16 protein-coding genes are annotated in these 15595 nt (G+C 40.5%); 4 read left to right on the top strand and 12 right to left on the bottom strand.

Annotation, left to right across the window (positions count from 1 at the left end; all coding sequences use genetic code 11):
* Positions 1 to 152 precede the first annotated feature (152 nt).
* Both WCX87_RS05605 and WCX87_RS05600 read right to left on the bottom strand, forming a co-directional pair.
* Entirely contained in the window at positions 153 to 1688 is a 1536-nt protein-coding gene (locus WCX87_RS05605) for an AAA family ATPase (RefSeq protein WP_345981065.1), read from the bottom strand.
* A 175-nt stretch (positions 1689 to 1863) separates the two neighbouring features.
* A complete protein-coding gene (locus WCX87_RS05600; RefSeq protein ID WP_345981099.1) occupies positions 1864 to 2709 on the bottom strand; it encodes an NAD(+)/NADH kinase in 846 nt (281 codons plus the stop codon).
* A 67-nt stretch (positions 2710 to 2776) separates the two neighbouring features.
* On the opposite strand from WCX87_RS05600, the gene WCX87_RS05595 reads away from it, so the two are divergent.
* The gene (locus WCX87_RS05595) at positions 2777 to 5341 is read left to right on the top strand and encodes a cation-transporting P-type ATPase (protein ID WP_345981064.1); all 2565 of its coding nucleotides are present in this window, start codon (positions 2777 to 2779) and stop codon (positions 5339 to 5341) included.
* Here the strand turns inward: WCX87_RS05595 and WCX87_RS05590 are convergent.
* Both WCX87_RS05590 and WCX87_RS05585 read right to left on the bottom strand, forming a co-directional pair.
* A complete protein-coding gene (locus tag WCX87_RS05590) occupies positions 5331 to 5759 on the bottom strand; it encodes an N-acetyltransferase (protein WP_345981063.1) in 429 nt (142 codons plus the stop codon). The genes WCX87_RS05595 and WCX87_RS05590 overlap by 11 nt on opposite strands.
* Positions 5756 to 6736, bottom strand: coding sequence for a phosphatidylglycerol lysyltransferase domain-containing protein (locus WCX87_RS05585; RefSeq protein ID WP_345981062.1), 981 nt, complete (start codon positions 6734 to 6736; stop codon positions 5756 to 5758). Before WCX87_RS05585 ends, WCX87_RS05590 begins: the two co-directional genes overlap by 4 nt.
* Before the next feature lie 122 nt (positions 6737 to 6858).
* Here WCX87_RS05585 and WCX87_RS05580 point away from each other — a divergent pair, with 122 nt between their 5' ends.
* The gene (locus WCX87_RS05580) at positions 6859 to 7083 is read left to right on the top strand and encodes a hypothetical protein (RefSeq protein ID WP_345981061.1); all 225 of its coding nucleotides are present in this window, start codon (positions 6859 to 6861) and stop codon (positions 7081 to 7083) included.
* A 76-nt stretch (positions 7084 to 7159) separates the two neighbouring features.
* Here WCX87_RS05580 and WCX87_RS05575 read toward each other — a convergent pair whose 3' ends face one another.
* From WCX87_RS05575 to WCX87_RS05545, 7 genes are all read right to left on the bottom strand, one after another.
* Positions 7160 to 7492: a TraR/DksA C4-type zinc finger protein gene (locus WCX87_RS05575; RefSeq protein ID WP_345981060.1), complete on the bottom strand. Its 333-nt coding sequence runs from the start codon at positions 7490 to 7492 to the stop codon at positions 7160 to 7162.
* 70 nt (positions 7493 to 7562) lie between these two features.
* Positions 7563 to 8420 carry an ATP-binding cassette domain-containing protein gene (locus WCX87_RS05570; RefSeq protein WP_345981059.1) on the bottom strand — a complete coding sequence of 286 codons (858 nt, stop codon included), beginning with the start codon at positions 8418 to 8420 and terminating at the stop codon, positions 7563 to 7565.
* On the bottom strand, positions 8420 to 9115 hold the full coding sequence (modB, locus tag WCX87_RS05565; RefSeq protein ID WP_345981058.1) for a molybdate ABC transporter permease subunit: 696 nt from the start codon (positions 9113 to 9115) through the stop codon (positions 8420 to 8422). Before modB ends, WCX87_RS05570 begins: the two co-directional genes overlap by 1 nt.
* A complete protein-coding gene (gene modD, locus WCX87_RS05560) occupies positions 9100 to 9945 on the bottom strand; it encodes a ModD protein (protein ID WP_345981056.1) in 846 nt (281 codons plus the stop codon). The genes modB and modD overlap by 16 nt, the downstream gene beginning before the upstream one ends.
* Before the next feature lie 16 nt (positions 9946 to 9961).
* Complete coding sequence (locus WCX87_RS05555; RefSeq protein ID WP_345981055.1) at positions 9962 to 10366, bottom strand: TOBE domain-containing protein; 405 nt, start codon at positions 10364 to 10366, stop codon at positions 9962 to 9964.
* A complete protein-coding gene (gene modA / locus WCX87_RS05550; protein ID WP_345981054.1) occupies positions 10363 to 11109 on the bottom strand; it encodes a molybdate ABC transporter substrate-binding protein in 747 nt (248 codons plus the stop codon). The genes WCX87_RS05555 and modA overlap by 4 nt, the downstream gene beginning before the upstream one ends.
* A gap of 15 nt (positions 11110 to 11124) precedes the next feature.
* The gene (locus tag WCX87_RS05545; RefSeq protein ID WP_345981053.1) at positions 11125 to 12588 is read right to left on the bottom strand and encodes an OprD family outer membrane porin; all 1464 of its coding nucleotides are present in this window, start codon (positions 12586 to 12588) and stop codon (positions 11125 to 11127) included.
* Positions 12589 to 12816: 228 nt separating this feature from the next.
* Between WCX87_RS05545 and aspS the strand changes: the two genes are divergently transcribed.
* Positions 12817 to 14574, top strand: a complete 1758-nt coding sequence (aspS, locus tag WCX87_RS05540; protein ID WP_345981052.1) for an aspartate--tRNA ligase — start codon at positions 12817 to 12819, stop codon at positions 14572 to 14574.
* Positions 14574 to 15143, top strand: a complete 570-nt coding sequence (locus WCX87_RS05535; protein WP_345981051.1) for an adenylate kinase — start codon at positions 14574 to 14576, stop codon at positions 15141 to 15143. Before aspS ends, WCX87_RS05535 begins: the two co-directional genes overlap by 1 nt.
* Before the next feature lie 78 nt (positions 15144 to 15221).
* On the opposite strand, the gene WCX87_RS05530 is transcribed toward WCX87_RS05535, so the two are convergent.
* Complete coding sequence (locus tag WCX87_RS05530; RefSeq protein WP_345981050.1) at positions 15222 to 15563, bottom strand: cupin domain-containing protein; 342 nt, start codon at positions 15561 to 15563, stop codon at positions 15222 to 15224.
* Positions 15564 to 15595: the final 32 nt, after the last annotated feature.

Raw genomic sequence — 15595 nt, 5'->3', positions numbered from 1 at the left:
TCTTTTAAACTTTTAACGTATTTTATATTCTTTATCATCAAAATAATAAAAAAGATGGAGACTAACAGCGAAAATAAGGCTAGTAAAAGATTACCGGCCATATAAAAGTTAAAACATAACACCAAAGAGATGATAGAGATTATAAAACACATCTATCTGCATGCCTCCAAAAGCTCTTTTGCGAACTGTTTTGCCTCTTTGGTGATGCTCTCACCGCTGATAATACGCGCTATCTCCTCTATCCTGCTGTTAAAATCAAGCTCTTTGACAAAAGACTCATCGCCTTTTTTATGGATAAGAAAATGCTGATCTCCCATGGAAGTCAGCTGCGGCTGGTGCGATATGACAAATATCTGGAAATGTTTTGCCAGTTTGCGAAGCACCTTTGCAACGCTCATAGACTCCTCACCGCTCAGGTTGGCATCTATCTCGTCAAGCATCAAGACACCGCCGTTTTTATTCATAAACTCCGATTTTAAGGCAAGTATCGCAAGACGAAGTCTGTTGAACTCACCCGTACTTACTTTATCAAGTGCCGTTGAGTTTAGCTCCAGCTCCATAGTGTCCTTGCCTAGCAGGTCAAGTCTGCTTGCACTTAAACCCACCTTTGCATCTCTTAGATAAAGGTCTTTTAGGTATTTGTTCAGGTCATCGTTAAAAGGTTTAAGCTCATTAGCTCTTAGCTCGCTTAGAGTATCTGCAAGTTTATTGACCGCTTTATCTAAAACAGCGTGTCTTTGTACAAGCTCGTCTTTTGTTATCTCGATATTCTCATACGCCTCAAGCTCTTTTATCTTCTGCTCTTTATAAACAAGCGCTTCTTCGATACTTCCATATCTTCTTTTGATGGCGCTAAGCTCTTCTATGCGGTTTAGCACCTCTTCGACCTCTATGTCCTCCAATGCGCTGAATCTCTCTTCAGCGTTATCCAGAACGACTCTCAGCTCGTTCATCGCATCGTCAAAGAAAGAGCTGTCCACATCCAGCAGGTCAAGTGTACTGAAAACGTGGTGTTCATTGTCAAAAAGAGACTTTGCAAGCTCTATGCTCTCTAACACCTTCTCTTTTTTGGAAAGCTCTTTTTTGATAGACAGAAGTTCCTCGTCTTCACCCTCTTTTGGATTTACCTCTTGGATCTTTTGGATCTCAAAAGCAGCAAACTCTTTGAGTTCGATTATCTTTTTCTCCTCTTCCTCTATCTTGTCAAGCTCCTGCTTGACCTTTTTATACTCCAAAAAGCTTTTCTGATACTCTTTTTTGAGCTTTTCAAGACCTTGTGTCTTGTGTTCTATACGGTTGTCTAAGATAGAAAGGAGGTTTTCGTTCTCAAAATCGCTGTAGTCTTTGAGGCTCAAGTGTCTGAGGTAATTCGAGCCGATGTCGGACATCGCTTTTTTAGAGACGCTTTGGTTGTTGATGAAGTAGCGGGATTTCTCTTTCTTGATATGCTTAAAGACATTTACATCATCGCTTTCTATGCCCGTCTCTTCCAAGTCAAGTTCCCACGTCACGCTAGATTCGCAAAGAGAAGCCTCACAACTGCTCGCACCCAGTGAAGAGAGAATGGAGTTCATAAGTATGGACTTACCGCTTCCGCTGGGACCGGTAAACACGACAAGACCGCTTTTTAGCTCAAGCTCCGCTTCATTGAAACTCAGGTAATCTTTTAGGTAAAATCTCTCTATCATCTTTTTGACCTCTTCATTGTCTGCAATTATACTTTAAACACTCATCTTGATTTTTATCATTTTGACATATTATTACGTAGTAATGTAAAAAATATGACAAATTGCAATAAATACATATTGAGATGACACATATTGTGAAGTAAAATTAATCAAGAAAAATGAGGGAATGTGATTCTTATTCCCCCCAGCGAAGTTTCTCTTTTAGTACGTCAAAGTAGTTAAACTCTTTTCTGTGTATCAGTTTTGCAGGGTTTTTTGCCAGTTTGATGCTTATGGTGTCTCCTGAGCCGAACTCGTGCATATCCTGCCCGTCAACGATGAGCAGTGCCGATTTATCCGGTGTTTTCATGTCTATGCTGAAGTGTCCAGGAAGGACGACCGGTCTTTGCGTCAAAGAGTGCGGACAGATCGGAGTGAGTGAGAACACGTTTGTAAGCGGGAACAAGACAGGGCCGCCTGCTGAAAGGTTGTAGGCAGTCGAGCCCGTCGGTGTCGAAACGATAACGCCGTCGCCGTAGTATGTGTTAAACGCTTTATCATCCACCAAAGTCTCTATACGGATCATCTTCGATATCGATGGACGGGTAAGGACGATGTCGTTAAATGCGAATATCGTGTTTTCAGACTCGCTTGTCTTAATGGTCGCCTGCAAAACGGCTCTGTGGTCTATGCGGAACTCGCCTTTGACCAGTATCTCAACGAAATCCTTCATCTCATCAACTGAAAGGTCTGCTAAAAAGCCCAGTTTTCCTGCATGGACTCCAAGGATAGGTATCTGGTATTTGTATGATCTTCTAACAGTCGAGATAAGTGTCCCGTCTCCGCCGATGCTTACTAAGATATCGCATTTTTGGCATATGATGTCAAACTCCTGACCCATGACATCTATCATCCCGCCGCTGATGCTGTCGATGAATACTTCTATGCCATGAGACTCAAACACGTTTTTTATATCATAAAATATATCTTTTAATTCCGGTGTCGAAGGTCTGAGAATAATACCGACTCTTTTAATATCCATTTTTTTCAAAAATAACTCTTTATATCTTTTTTTAAACAATTATACACTTTTTTATGGTTAAAATCTAATGAGACGCATAAATAAAGGGATGGTAAACTGCATGATGACATTATCCGATTCTCCTCATTCTAAGACTCCCGAAGAGCTTTACGAAATCTTTGAAAGCTCTGAGACAGGAATAGAAGCCGATGAAGCCTCAAAACGTTTAGATATCTACGGTCTAAACGCTCTCAAAGAGGATCGGCGTTCACTTCTGTCTATCTTTATCAGTCAGTTTAAAAGCCCTATTGTCGCCATACTGATCGCTGCGGCAGTTCTCTCTTTGGCTATGGGGCACAATACGGACAGTATATTTATCATCGGCATCCTTATCATCAACAGCATTTTAGGTTTTTTCCAAGAGTACAAAGCCGAGACCTCCATCCAAGCGCTTAAAAAACTTACAGAGACGCATGTAAGAGTCATCAGGTTGGGATTAGAAGCGCTTATACCTTCTGATGAGATCGTTCCCGGGGATATCGTTCTTTTAGGTGAAGGCGATCTCATATCGGCGGATATCAGGCTGATCGAATCTCATGGACTGCAAGTCGATGAAGCGACACTTACGGGAGAGTCAGTGCCCTCTTCCAAAGATGCAGACAAGGTACTTGCGCAAGAGACGCCTCCTTATGAAAGAAAGAACATCCTCTTTTCAGGCACACACATCATCAAAGGAACGGCAAAAGGGATGGTCACTGCGACTGGAGAACATACCTATCTGGCAAGCATCGCAAAAAGTGCACAGGAACAGTCCCCGGATTCGCCGCTTACACGTTCTCTTGCCATCTTCTCAAAAAAACTTATCGTAGTGTTGGCAGGGATATTGTTGATCGTGGGTGTTGTCGGACTGATTCACGGACTTGGTGCAGGAGATCTGGCTTCCATACTTATAGCAGAACTTGTCTCTGCCGTGCCGGAGGGTCTGCCTATAGTCGTGACCCTTATCTTGGCACTCGGTGCATATAGACTCAGTGGTCATAAGGTTCTTGTACGTCATCTTCCTTCAGTTGAGTCACTCGGAAGCGCTTCGGTGATCGCTACGGACAAGACAGGGACGATCACTCAAGGATATTTATCTGTCAAAGAGATGGAGGTATTTGATAAAGATGCTCTTAGAGTGTGTGCGGCACTGTGTAACGATGCCTCAGAGGAGCATGGTGATCCTGCCGACAAAGCACTCAGAACATGGCTGGACTCCGAATATGACTTGATAAGAAAGCACAATCCCAGAGTGTTTTACCATCCATTTGATCCAAAACTACGCATGATGGCGACTATCAATCAAGACCACGAGAAGAAAGAACGTTTATATATCAAAGGAGCCTATGAAGCTCTAAAAAAGATGACTGTAAACAGTTCCGAGGAGTTAGAAAGACTAAACGATGCTCATGATGAAATGGCATCGATGGGACTGCGTCTTTTGGCTTTTGGGATTAGCGATGAGAAGTGGGACGATCCTAAAAAATGGAGTATCCGTATCGTCGGACTTATCGGTTTTGCGGATGCTGCGAAAGCGGGTGTGACCGATGCCGTAGCTCAAGCGAAAAATGCCGGTATCAAGGTCATCATGATAACGGGAGATAACCCTTTAACAGCACAGGTCATTGCCAAAGAGGTCGGTATATGGCAAGATGAAGATATAGTACTAAGCGGTACTGAGATAGAAGATATGACGGATGAAAAGCTCTCAAATGCGCTAAAAAGATGCAGCGTCATAGCACGCGCCCTTCCCGAGCACAAATACAGAGTCGTCAAACTTCTGCAAAAAGATGGTGAGATAGTAGCTGTTACGGGAGACGGGGTCAATGACGTCCCTGCACTTAAAGCAGCCGATCTGGGCATTGCCATGGGCGGCGGAAGCGAAGCTGCAAAATCAACCGCAAAGATGGTCATAACCGATAATAATCTCGGTGTCATAGTCGATGCGATCCGCCAAGGAAGGATCATCACGGCAAATCTGAGAAAAGTCATATTTTATCTGCTTGCGACCTGTTTTGATGAGATACTTCTTATCAGCGGAGCGATCATAGCAGGGCTTCCCCTACCCGTTCATGCAACACAGATCCTATGGATCAATATTGTGACCGACGGAGTCACTGACAAGACGTTTCCATTATGCCGTGAAGAGGGAGATGTGATGAAAAACCCTCCACGCAGACTTGAAAAACAGTTTTTTGACCGCTGGCAGATGGCGAGGATCGCATGGGTCTCGATCGTCAATGCATCCGTGACTGTCTCTGTCTTTATCTACCTTTTAAGTACCGGGTACAGCTATGAAGCTGCCATTACAGTATCTTTTTCCATTATCGTGACCTCACAATGGGTCAACGGCATCTTGGCTCAAAAAGAGCATGAACCGTTTTTACGTGACATTAAAAAAAGTCTGACCATCAATCCTGCTATATGGATCGGAGTGGGTATCGGTATAGTGCTTCAAAGTGCTGCTCTTTACATCTTTCCAAGCTGGCTTCACTCAGTACCGCCGACGCTAGAGATGCTTGGTTACATAGGAGGCGCTACAGCTGCCGTATTTGTTTTGATAGAGTCTTATAAATGGGTAGAATGGAGTCTGAAAAGAGCTGTTAAGAGATAGCTCTTTTCATAAGATAGCCGTCTATATTATTTGGATAGTAGGATTTAAGTGTCTTTATTATCTTAAATCCAAACTTTTCATAGAGAGATACGGCTTGTTTATTTATCTGTTTTACCTCTAAACGCAGCTCTTTGTCTTTTAACTGCTTAAGCGAATACTCTAAAAGCATCTTTCCGTATCCTTTTGAGTGAAACTCTTGAAGTACGGCAATAGAGTAAAGTCTATAGAAGTTCTTTCTAGTAAGCCATAGACAATAACCTATAATCCCCTTCTTATCTTCGATGATAAAGACGATATTTCTTTTTAAGTGATAACGCAGCGAAGACCTTGAAAGTCCAAAATCCTCAGCCGTAAAGTTATCCGTCTCCACTTTTAGTATCTCTTCCAAGTCCGTTAGAGAAGCTTGTCTTATCGTCATTTTTGGTAGATGGTATATTTTGGTATCAACTTGTCCGGACGGTATGACATCTTGACCTTTTTAAGGTTTTCAAACCCCATATCGTCACCCACGTTGATATATTCGCTGTTATACATCTCTTTAAGCAGTTTAGTAAACTCTCTGAAGATGAACTGTGCACAGCCGAGTATCTCAAAGTCTGTCTTCTCGATTATAACGCTTGCCGTGTCGTCACTGATCTTTTCTCCGACGGTAAAGCCTTTAAGCACATCATCTATATAGATCACTATTCCTATGACGTCGAGTTTATCATAGTCGTTCATAAGCCTTTTTATTGCAAAACGCTCAAAGTAGATGCCGTCTAAGAACACTTCCGCATCCTCTTTTGGCATATGTATCGTCCTGTCTTGTACCCATTTATTAAAGAGTGCTATCACCTCTTTTGCATGTTTTTCTTTCTCAAAGATCTCGATTTTATGGTTAGGATAAATATTTCTAAAGCGATTGATCTCGTTTCTTTTTACTTTGTACGGATTGCCCTTTAAGTCGATAAGGTCATCAGTTCTATAAATATAGTCGACCAATTTTTTCTCTATAACGAAATCTTTGAGTTTCTCAAATATCTCCGTACCCTCTTCCAGATAGTCTACAAACCCTTCTAATATATCTTCATGTACATATTCGATCTTAGAAAAATGTTTATTTTCATTGTGCGTATTCATAATGTCGAAACACTCGATTATCGCATCATAGATCTTTTCCTGTTTTCCAAGAGGCGGCAGAAGCATCGTTAGAACTCCAGAAGACAAGATAAACAGACAGAAGGTCTCATTGACGATAGCGTAAAACCCGGTGGAGTTCGATAGCCAGATATAATTTCCGGCAAATGTATAGTCGCTAAGATCGATCTCTATCATATGGAGATATTCATCCATTATCGGTTTTGCATTTAAATTAAAATGCTTTAAAGTATAATTGTTTATAACTAAGCTTGACATCTGCAACCTTCTGTTTTTTTGTAAAATTATACTCCTAATATTTCACTTTTAAGCAAGCTTTTTTTGCCAAAATTTTAAATAAATAATATGCTATAATTTATCAAAGCGCAAAGGAGGATTTTATGAATATCACCCGATATATATTTCAATCACCCTATCCTAGCCAAGTACAGATAGGAAGACCGGATCCAAGTGCGAAACAGGATGTTTCAGCCCCTCAGCAAGACACGCAGATCTTAGAAAGTACAAATGATACTGCGAGCAAAGCACAGACATATCTAAGCAGTGAAAAAAAAGAAGTTAAACCGACGGTAAACTCTACAAATCTGTTGGATACATATGCATAATCCTGTATCTTGAGGCTATAAGAAGAAGTAATACTATCTACAGACTATGTTTTAGTCTGTAGGCATGTCGTTTATTTTAAGCGAATGTTCTGGCTAAAGGGTATGCTTTTAATCTCTCTAACGGGATATGCTTGCCTGTATCTTCACAAATGCCGTAACTCTTATTATGTATACGTTGTAATGCGGCTTCGACCTCTGCAAGTTCAGTTTCAAGATGATGAAGGATAGTCTGGTCTGATGCATTATCGATCTGAAGTTCAGCCATATCTTCCATATCGTCTATCTCATCTTCAAGAGCTATTGCTTCTATCTCAGAACGGGTAGCTTCTATATTTTTTTCTATACTCTCTTTTTGTTCTTTTAGAATTTTTTCAAATTCGCTAAAATCTAAGTCTTTTCGCGCAGTCATGATAAACTCCTATTTTTTAAAAATGTCGTACAATTTATTGTATCAAAAAGTAGTTCAAAAAAATCAATAGTTAGTTAATATCTGAGAGTGACGGAGAAAATGCTTTCGTACTTACTTGTACGCTCTGCCCTATTTTAAAGCTTTTAGCTTCGTTTGAATCAAGTACAATCTCCACTATCTGCTGTCCTATAGCCACTATGGCAATATATATGACATCGGCTTTTTTTATATCTAAGAGTTCGCCTTGAAGCGTAAACTTTTGACTCCCCTGTGTTTTCAGAAGAATATCTTTTGCCAGTCCGTCTTTTATGATCTTTCCATGGTCAAGTACAAGTACTCTGCTGGCTAAACGGTACATCTCGCTTGGATCATGACTTACCATTATCGTAGTGGTACCAAACTCTTTGTGAAGCCTTAATATATCGTGCTGCAGCTTTGTCCTCATCTCGGGATCTAAAGCTGAAAGCGGCTCGTCCATGAGTAGGATTTTTGGACGCTTCATCAAAGCACGGCATAAAGAGACACGTTGACGCTGTCCTCCGCTGAGCATATTTGGAAACCTCTCCTTTAACTCACTCAAGCCCGTCAACTCTAAAAGGTGTTCTGCCAACTCTATATCTTTACTGACAAAAAGCAGATTTTGTAAAACGTTCATATTTGGAAACAGCGCATAGTCCTGAAAGACGAAACCTATACCCCTTTCCTGCGGAGGAAGAGCTTTTTTAGAACTCAGCCACTGCGTACCGAAGACATCTATCTCTCCGCTAGCCTCTTCAAGTCCTGCAAGGATACGTAAAAGTGTCGTCTTTCCGCTGCCGCTCACACCGCTTAATGCTACGAACTCATTTTTCTTGATCTTTATATCGACATCCAGATCGACATGTCCGTTTGTTGTGAATAATCTCTTTTTTATATCTAGTCTGATCATTATATTATGCCCATTTTACGACTTTGTCGTTGATTGAATATATAGACCCCGAGTAAGACAAAAAAGCTTATAAGCACCATTATAATGCTGTATATATGCGCAGATGTATAGTCCATGATCTCAACATACTCATAGATCGCAACAGAAGCGACTTTTGTCTCTCCGGGGATAGATCCTCCGACCATCAAAACAACACCGAATTCGCCTACAGTATGAGCAAATGTGATGATAAGTGCCGTGATAAGTGCAGGTTTGATGTTTGGAAGCGCTACATGTAAGAGAGTGACAAGCCTGCTCTTACCTGCAATATATGATGCTTCAAGCATGTTTTTATTGAGTGATTCAAACCCGCTTTGAAGCGGCTGCACCATAAAAGGAAAAGAATAAAAACAGCTCGCTATCACAAGTCCCGTAAAATTAAAGACCATCTTTACACCGAAATACTCATCCATAAACGCACCAAAAGGAGAGTTGTATGAAAGCGCATAGAGTATGTAAAACCCTAAGACTGACGGCGGTAACACGATAGGCAGTGACACAAATGCTTCGATCATAGGCTTAAACCTGTTGTTTGTCTGGCTCAGCCACCAGCTAAGAGGCAGAGCAATGATAAAAAGTATCACGGTTGTAAAAGCCGCCAGTTTAAAAGAGAGGAAAAAGGGTTCAAAGTTTAATGCATTCATATTTTTATCCATTTTACGCTGATATCTGCCATCTTCGCCTGATAAGGGCTGCTTGTTATGATGGCATCCACACCTGTTTTTGCGAACTCTGCAACATTCATCTTGTTTATGCCTCCTGCAGCTATGATCTTTGCACTTGGAAACTCTTTTTGTCTGTACTCCATAAGCTCAGTAAGCATCTGTATGTCGCATTTATCCATCTGGACAACATCTGCACCGAGTGAAAGCATCTCTTTTGCATCATCGAAACCTTCACATTCGACCACCACTTTTTTCTCAACAGCTCTTAATCTTAACTCTTTAAATCCCTCTTTAAATGCATCACTGTCCTTAAAAAGAGAACGATGGTGAGAAAAGACGAGTATGGACTCCGAAAGTCCCAGTCTGTGAGGCAGTATGCCTCCGCACAACAATGCGCGGATAGCAAACTGCTTAGCAAAAGGGATACTTTTTCTTGTGACCAATATCTCACAATGTTTATTTACTTTTTGCACGTTTAAGAGCATATCGTTTGCGTATGTAGCCATCCCGCATGCATATTCCAAAAGCACCTGGGTGAGTTTCCATGCCTGATGCAGGATCTCTCCTTTTGCTTCAATGCTCATGATCGTCTCGCCTGCTTTAACTCTTTTTGACGATGGCACAAAAAACTCAACCTTACAACCTAAAAGTTCAGCTATTCGTGCCGCTTCTTCACTACATGCTACGACTATCTCCTCTCTTGTCTTTATCTCCAGTTTTGCCTTTTCAAAATCTGAACCGAGCAGTGTTGTAGTCAGATCAAAGTATGGTATATCTTCACGTATATACTCTAAAAGTTCGGCATCTAAAAGTAGAGGCATCTCTATATCCTTTATATCAAAATTCTGATTCAAATGATGCTATTGATATATCATTTGATTTTATAAGAGCGATGAGTCTGTCACCCGTCTTTATATCCATAGAAACAGCGGATTTTTGAGTGATGATACTCTCTATGACAGTCTCTTTTACCGAGAGCTTTACACTGCATAATATCTCGCCGTTTACGACATCTTCTACTACAGCTTCGAGTTGGTTGGCTATACTTATCTGCGAATTAAAGCCTTTAGCCAAAGCGATATTTGTCGCTTTGGCCTTTAGCTGTACTTTTGTACCGATTTTAAGTTCTGGATCCAACTCTAAAGCGACCATACTTATCTCTACGCCGTTTGCATTAAAAGATACCGCTGAGATCTCTTCATATTTTTTTATATCAGTGATAGTCGCATTGATTATATTCATTGAACTAGGTATCCATACTTTTTAAATATCTCTTTTGCTTTTGCACTTAAAATAAAGTCATAAAAATCTTTATATTCCTTATTCGCATCTGCAAATTTAAGTAAAACTATACCCTGTTTTATTGGAGTATAGAGTGAAGGATCGACATCTTTAAAGTTTATGCCCTCTTTATACTGTACCATTTTTGGCGAATACAGTGAAGATTTTGCGATAAAACCGATATCTGCAGCACTAATAGAGTAAGCGACTGTTTGAGAGATACTTTCAGCATAAACGAACTTTGTTTTAACACTGTCAAGTACACCTCCGTTTTTCATCGCTTCCACCGCCGCTTTACCGTAAGGCGCCGTTTTAGGGTTTGCTACAGCAATCTTTTGAATATCTTTAGAATTAAGAAGCTTGATCCCTTGCGAAAAATCCTGTTTCTTTGAACTAAAGTACGCCAAAGCACCCTGTGCGTAAACAACAGGTTTTGTAGTTGCAATACCATCTTTATAAAGAGCCTCCGGATATTTCATGTTTGCAGACATAAAAAGTCCGTACGGTGCACCGTTTTTTATCTGAGCGGTAAGCTTACCACTGCTGCCTAGTGTCACTTCAATTTTTGTACCGGGATGCATCTTTGCAAACTCTGCTTTTAACTCATCCATTGCATAACTGACATTGGCAGCCACTGCCAGATTGATCTCTCCTGCAAAAAGCGAAGAGATCGAAAGTATTAAGGCTAAAACTGTTTTTTTCATCTTTATATTTCCTTCTTAAAAGAGATAGTTTAGTTCAAAACGCGTATCTGTATTATCCGCATTTACTTTTTTAGTATCCGCATACCCTATTCTAAAACGCCATTGAAGCTCAGGCATCATCGGAAGGTTTTGTGTAAATCCCGCGTAGTAGAAGTTTTCGTCAAACTGTCCCTTGCTTTCGTCAGCATCTGTATGCAGTACGGAAAGCTGCATAAACACATCTTTATAGACACCTGTTTTATTGCCGTTTATAGAGAGTTCTGCACGGTAACTTTTTGTATTTGCAATCCAGTTATAACGAGCCATCGAACGGGTATATCCTGCGGTAGGAAAACCTCTCCAAGGCGTTATAAGATCGGCTTCGTCAAAAACATGAGAATATCCAAGGTTTAACTGGAATTTTTTATATTTAGTCACCAATCTCGCAGCTAGCATCTGAGAATCTAACGAAGTCGGATCTTTGTAGCCTGTAGTCGTACCGTCATATGCAGCACCGCCTACAGCCCCTGCTCCGTCATCGAACTGTTTGATGTATCTCACACCCGGTGTCACAGACCAATCACTGTTTATAGCTACTTTATAGTTACCCTCTATCATCGCTTGAGAGATAAGTTCCGGGACGTTATAGTAAGCTGCATCTATGTTAAGGTTCTCTATAGATTTATTGTGTACATCGACGACTATCAAAGGAGCATCTGTCGGTTTTCCTGCTGCTTTTAAAGCCGTATATGTAAGACCTTTATGCATCGCACTGTCATCATTCTCATCCCATGCAGGATTTGTCGATGATGATGAGTTTGCATCTCCATACATAAGTACAGAATGTGAGTCCGTATGGTTACGGAGCTTCTCTTTAGCAAGATAGCCTACAGTCAAAGATGTCTTTGGCAGCAGTTTTGTGTCAAAGACGACTGCATCAAAAGTGTTCGGGATCATCTTCGTGTCATTTGATTTTGTGTAAAAAGTCTCTACAAGCTGACGCCCGACTTTAATATCACTGTCTTGTATACCACTGTATCTGATATATGCCTGACCCAGTACTCCGAGATCTTGAGAACCTGTATTGCTGTAATCAAAACGGCTCAATACATCTGCACCGGCTTTCATATACTTTGCATTATCTGATGAGAGATTTGTAAATCCGTGACTGTAGTAAAGAGCTGTTCTAAAATCAAAGTCATCAAAAACAGCACTTTGAAAAACAAGAGAACCGCCAAGACCGCTTGTCATATGATTTTTTTGTGTTGCTGTTTCTTTTTCCCAGTTATACATAAATGTATTTGATCTAAGTCTTCCGAAAAAGTTTCCCTCTTTGAACATGTTTGTAAAACTATCCGCTTTTGCCGGTTTTAGATTGTAAACTAGCTGATAGTTCGTCTTTAAAGCCTGCTTTGGTGCGTCATCTTGTGCCAATAGTTGCGCGCTTGTACAAAAAACCAAAGTCGCCAACGATATCTTAATCATTCTACTTTTCTTCATATATTTCCTTCCAAATTAAACTTATTTCTTGTTATGTATTTTTTTATATAACGCTATATGCAAAAAACATTCTTATATACATAGAGCGTTATATCTTTTTAGAAATAATTAGCGTAGTATATATTTTTACATAACGCTTTGTCAAGTCTGCTGTTTTCCTGCACGTTTATCTTTGTATCAGTAACTTTTAGTTATAATCGCGGAAATTTTTTCTTTAGGAATCTAGATTTGAGAACTCATTATTGTACAGACTTAAGCATAAAGAATATAGATGAAGTAGTAACTGTAGCTGGTTGGGCGAACAGCTACCGTGACCACGGCGGGATCATCTTTATCGACGTGCGTGATAAAAGCGGATTGATCCAACTTGTATGTGATCCATCTGACAATGCTGAAGCACATAAGATCGCTGATGGTATTCGCGATGAATTCGTGCTTGTAGCAACAGGTAAAATTCGCCCTCGTGGTGAAGGACTTGTAAATCCTCGTCTAAAAACAGGTGAGATAGAACTAGTTGTAGATACTTTAAAAATAGAAAATAAAAGTGCCCCTACCCCTTTTGTTATCGGGGATAAAAACGTAGGTGAAGAGACACGTTTAAAATACCGCTATCTAGAACTTCGTGATCCTGAGATGTATGAGACATTCCGTCTTCGTTCAAAAGCGGCTATCGCTGCTCGTAACGTACTTGATGCTAACGGATTCTTAGAGGTCGAGACTCCTATTCTTACTAAGTCGACTCCTGAGGGTGCAAGAGATTACCTTGTCCCTTCACGTGTACATAATGGAGAGTTTTATGCGCTTCCACAATCACCGCAGCTATTTAAACAACTACTTATGGTCGGTGGATTTGACAGATATTTCCAGATCGCTAAATGTTTTAGAGATGAAGATCTAAGAGCTGACCGTCAACCTGAGTTTACGCAAATAGACGTCGAGATGAGCTTCTGTGACCAAGAAGAGGTCATCAAAGTGGCTGAAGACCTTTTAACAGGTATGTTCGGTGCTTGCGGTATCGATGTAAAACCACCGTTTAACCGTATCAAACACAATGATGCTATGGAGTGGTACGGTTCAGACAAACCTGACTTAAGATATGGTCTTAAAATGGTCGACGTTATCGACATCTTCGAGCGTTGTGACAACGAAATATTTACAAATATCGCTAAAAAACCTCATACGAACCGTATCAAAGCTTTAAAAGTTCCGGGTGCTGACTTAGTATTTTCAAAAAGAGAGATGAAAAGCTTTGAAGACTTTGTAAGAAAATTCGGTGCTCACGGTCTTGGATACTTCCAGATGAAAGAAGATGGTCTTAAAGGTCCGCTTATCAAGTTCTTCAGTGAAGAGGATATTCAGCTTCTTATAGAAAGAACTGAACTTGAAGTCGGTGACGTTGTTTTCTTCGGTGCAGGAGATAAAAAAACTGTACTTGACTATATGGGACGTTTTAGAATCTTTATCGCTGAACATGAGAAGATGAACCTTGTAGACAAAGATAGATTCGAGTTCGTATGGGTCGTTGACTTCCCTATGTTCGAAGTTGAAGACGGACGCGTAAAAGCACTTCACCATCCGTTTACTATGCCAAAAGACACTGATAAAGAGGATGTCGAAGAGATCGAATCTATAGCTTACGATATCGTACTTAACGGTGTCGAGCTAGGCGGTGGTAGTATCCGTATCCATAAACCTGAAGTTCAAGAAGAGATATTCAAACTTCTTGGAATCGGTGAAGAGGAAGCACAAGAAAAATTTGGTTTCCTACTTGATGCACTAAAATTCGGTGCACCGCCACACGGTGGTTTTGCTATCGGTTTTGACAGACTTATGATGCTTATCTCTAAAAAATCAAGCATCCGTGATGTCATCGCATTCCCTAAAACACAAAAAGCTTCATGTATCTTGACTCAGGCTCCAAGCACTGTCGATAACGACCAGTTAAAAGAGCTTCATATCAGAGTCCGTGAGCAAGTAAAAGCATAATGAAAAAACTGTTTTTGATTATCGGGGCTCCGGGCTCCGGGAAAACGACAGATGCTGAGCTGATCGCTAAAAACAATCAAGATATCTCTCACTACTCTACAGGCGATATGCTTAGAGCAGAAGTCGCAAGCGGCAGTGAGCTTGGTGCTGAGATCAACAACTATATCAGCAAGGGACTTATCGTTCCTATCAAGATAGCTATAGAAACGATTGTAAACGCGATCAAAAACGCTCCTACTGATGTGATCATCATCGACGGTTATCCTAGAAGTATGGAACAGTTAAATGCATTAGACGAGTATCTAAAAGAGGACTCCTCTTTAGAGCTTTGCAGTGTTATAGAAGTACATGTAAGCGAAGAAACGGCTCGTGACAGAGTCCTAGGTCGTGCACGTGGTGCTGATGACAACACAGAGGTGTTTGACAACCGCATGAAAGTTTATACTGAACCATTAGCTGAAATACAAGCTTTTTACAGTGCTAAAGATCTTTTACATGTAATAAGTGGCGAAGGAAGCATCGAAGAGATAGTCTCCGAGATGGAAAGTTTTATAAAAACGAAGATATAAACTGCTTTGAGATTTGCTTAGCGTTTAAAATGAGCTAGCAAATTGCCCGCGGGGTAGTTTTTTGGCTTCATTGATTTGTTATGCATTTTCTCTGTCCCCATGGCTTGGCGGAGTTGATACTACTAGAAACTCCAAATCCTGCTCATGCTCATTACTTAAAGTGTGTGCGACACCTGCAGGAATATGAAACCCTTCATTAGGATGTATAATATGTATATCTCCTGATACTTCAAGTGTTGCTATACCAGAAAGAATATAGAAAAATTGCTCTGCTTTATTGTGCAGATGACGTGTCTCAGATGTTCCTTTATGCATACGTTCCTGGATGACGCTTAGATCTTTAGAAGTAGCAAGATGCCAACCATCACAGTTGCTTCCCCATTCATAATGATTACTGTTTTTTATGGAAACAATTGCCATTTTGTACTCCTATGCATAACTATTTAAATATT

It is taken from the genome of Sulfurimonas sp. HSL3-2 (assembly GCF_039645965.1).
GTDB classification, from domain to species: Bacteria; Campylobacterota; Campylobacteria; order Campylobacterales; family Sulfurimonadaceae; genus Hydrocurvibacter; species Hydrocurvibacter mobilis.
The sequence above is the reverse complement of the archived record's forward strand: the minus strand, read 5'-3'. Positions and strand labels throughout refer to the sequence as shown.

What these genes read in the sequence shown, in the direction of transcription:
- modD (WP_345981056.1), bottom strand. Translation starts at nt 9,945, where the DNA reads ATGCCTCTACTTTTAGATGCCGAACTTTTAGAGTATATACGTGAAGAT.
- WCX87_RS05590 (WP_345981063.1), bottom strand. Translation starts at nt 5,759, where the DNA reads ATGACGATAAGACAAGCTTCTCTAACGGACTTGGAAGAGATACTAAAA.
- WCX87_RS05605 (WP_345981065.1), bottom strand. Translation starts at nt 1,688, where the DNA reads ATGATAGAGAGATTTTACCTAAAAGATTACCTGAGTTTCAATGAAGCG.
- WCX87_RS05595 (WP_345981064.1), top strand. Translation starts at nt 2,777, where the DNA reads ATGAGACGCATAAATAAAGGGATGGTAAACTGCATGATGACATTATCC.
- modB (WP_345981058.1), bottom strand. Translation starts at nt 9,115, where the DNA reads ATGGATAAAAATATGAATGCATTAAACTTTGAACCCTTTTTCCTCTCT.
- WCX87_RS05530 (WP_345981050.1), bottom strand. Translation starts at nt 15,563, where the DNA reads ATGGCAATTGTTTCCATAAAAAACAGTAATCATTATGAATGGGGAAGC.
- WCX87_RS05545 (WP_345981053.1), bottom strand. Translation starts at nt 12,588, where the DNA reads ATGAAGAAAAGTAGAATGATTAAGATATCGTTGGCGACTTTGGTTTTT.
- WCX87_RS05570 (WP_345981059.1), bottom strand. Translation starts at nt 8,420, where the DNA reads ATGATCAGACTAGATATAAAAAAGAGATTATTCACAACAAACGGACAT.
- WCX87_RS05575 (WP_345981060.1), bottom strand. Translation starts at nt 7,492, where the DNA reads ATGACTGCGCGAAAAGACTTAGATTTTAGCGAATTTGAAAAAATTCTA.
- WCX87_RS05600 (WP_345981099.1), bottom strand. Translation starts at nt 2,709, where the DNA reads ATGGATATTAAAAGAGTCGGTATTATTCTCAGACCTTCGACACCGGAA.
- modA (WP_345981054.1), bottom strand. Translation starts at nt 11,109, where the DNA reads ATGAAAAAAACAGTTTTAGCCTTAATACTTTCGATCTCTTCGCTTTTT.
- WCX87_RS05580 (WP_345981061.1), top strand. Translation starts at nt 6,859, where the DNA reads ATGAATATCACCCGATATATATTTCAATCACCCTATCCTAGCCAAGTA.
- WCX87_RS05535 (WP_345981051.1), top strand. Translation starts at nt 14,574, where the DNA reads ATGAAAAAACTGTTTTTGATTATCGGGGCTCCGGGCTCCGGGAAAACG.
- WCX87_RS05585 (WP_345981062.1), bottom strand. Translation starts at nt 6,736, where the DNA reads ATGTCAAGCTTAGTTATAAACAATTATACTTTAAAGCATTTTAATTTA.
- WCX87_RS05555 (WP_345981055.1), bottom strand. Translation starts at nt 10,366, where the DNA reads ATGAATATAATCAATGCGACTATCACTGATATAAAAAAATATGAAGAG.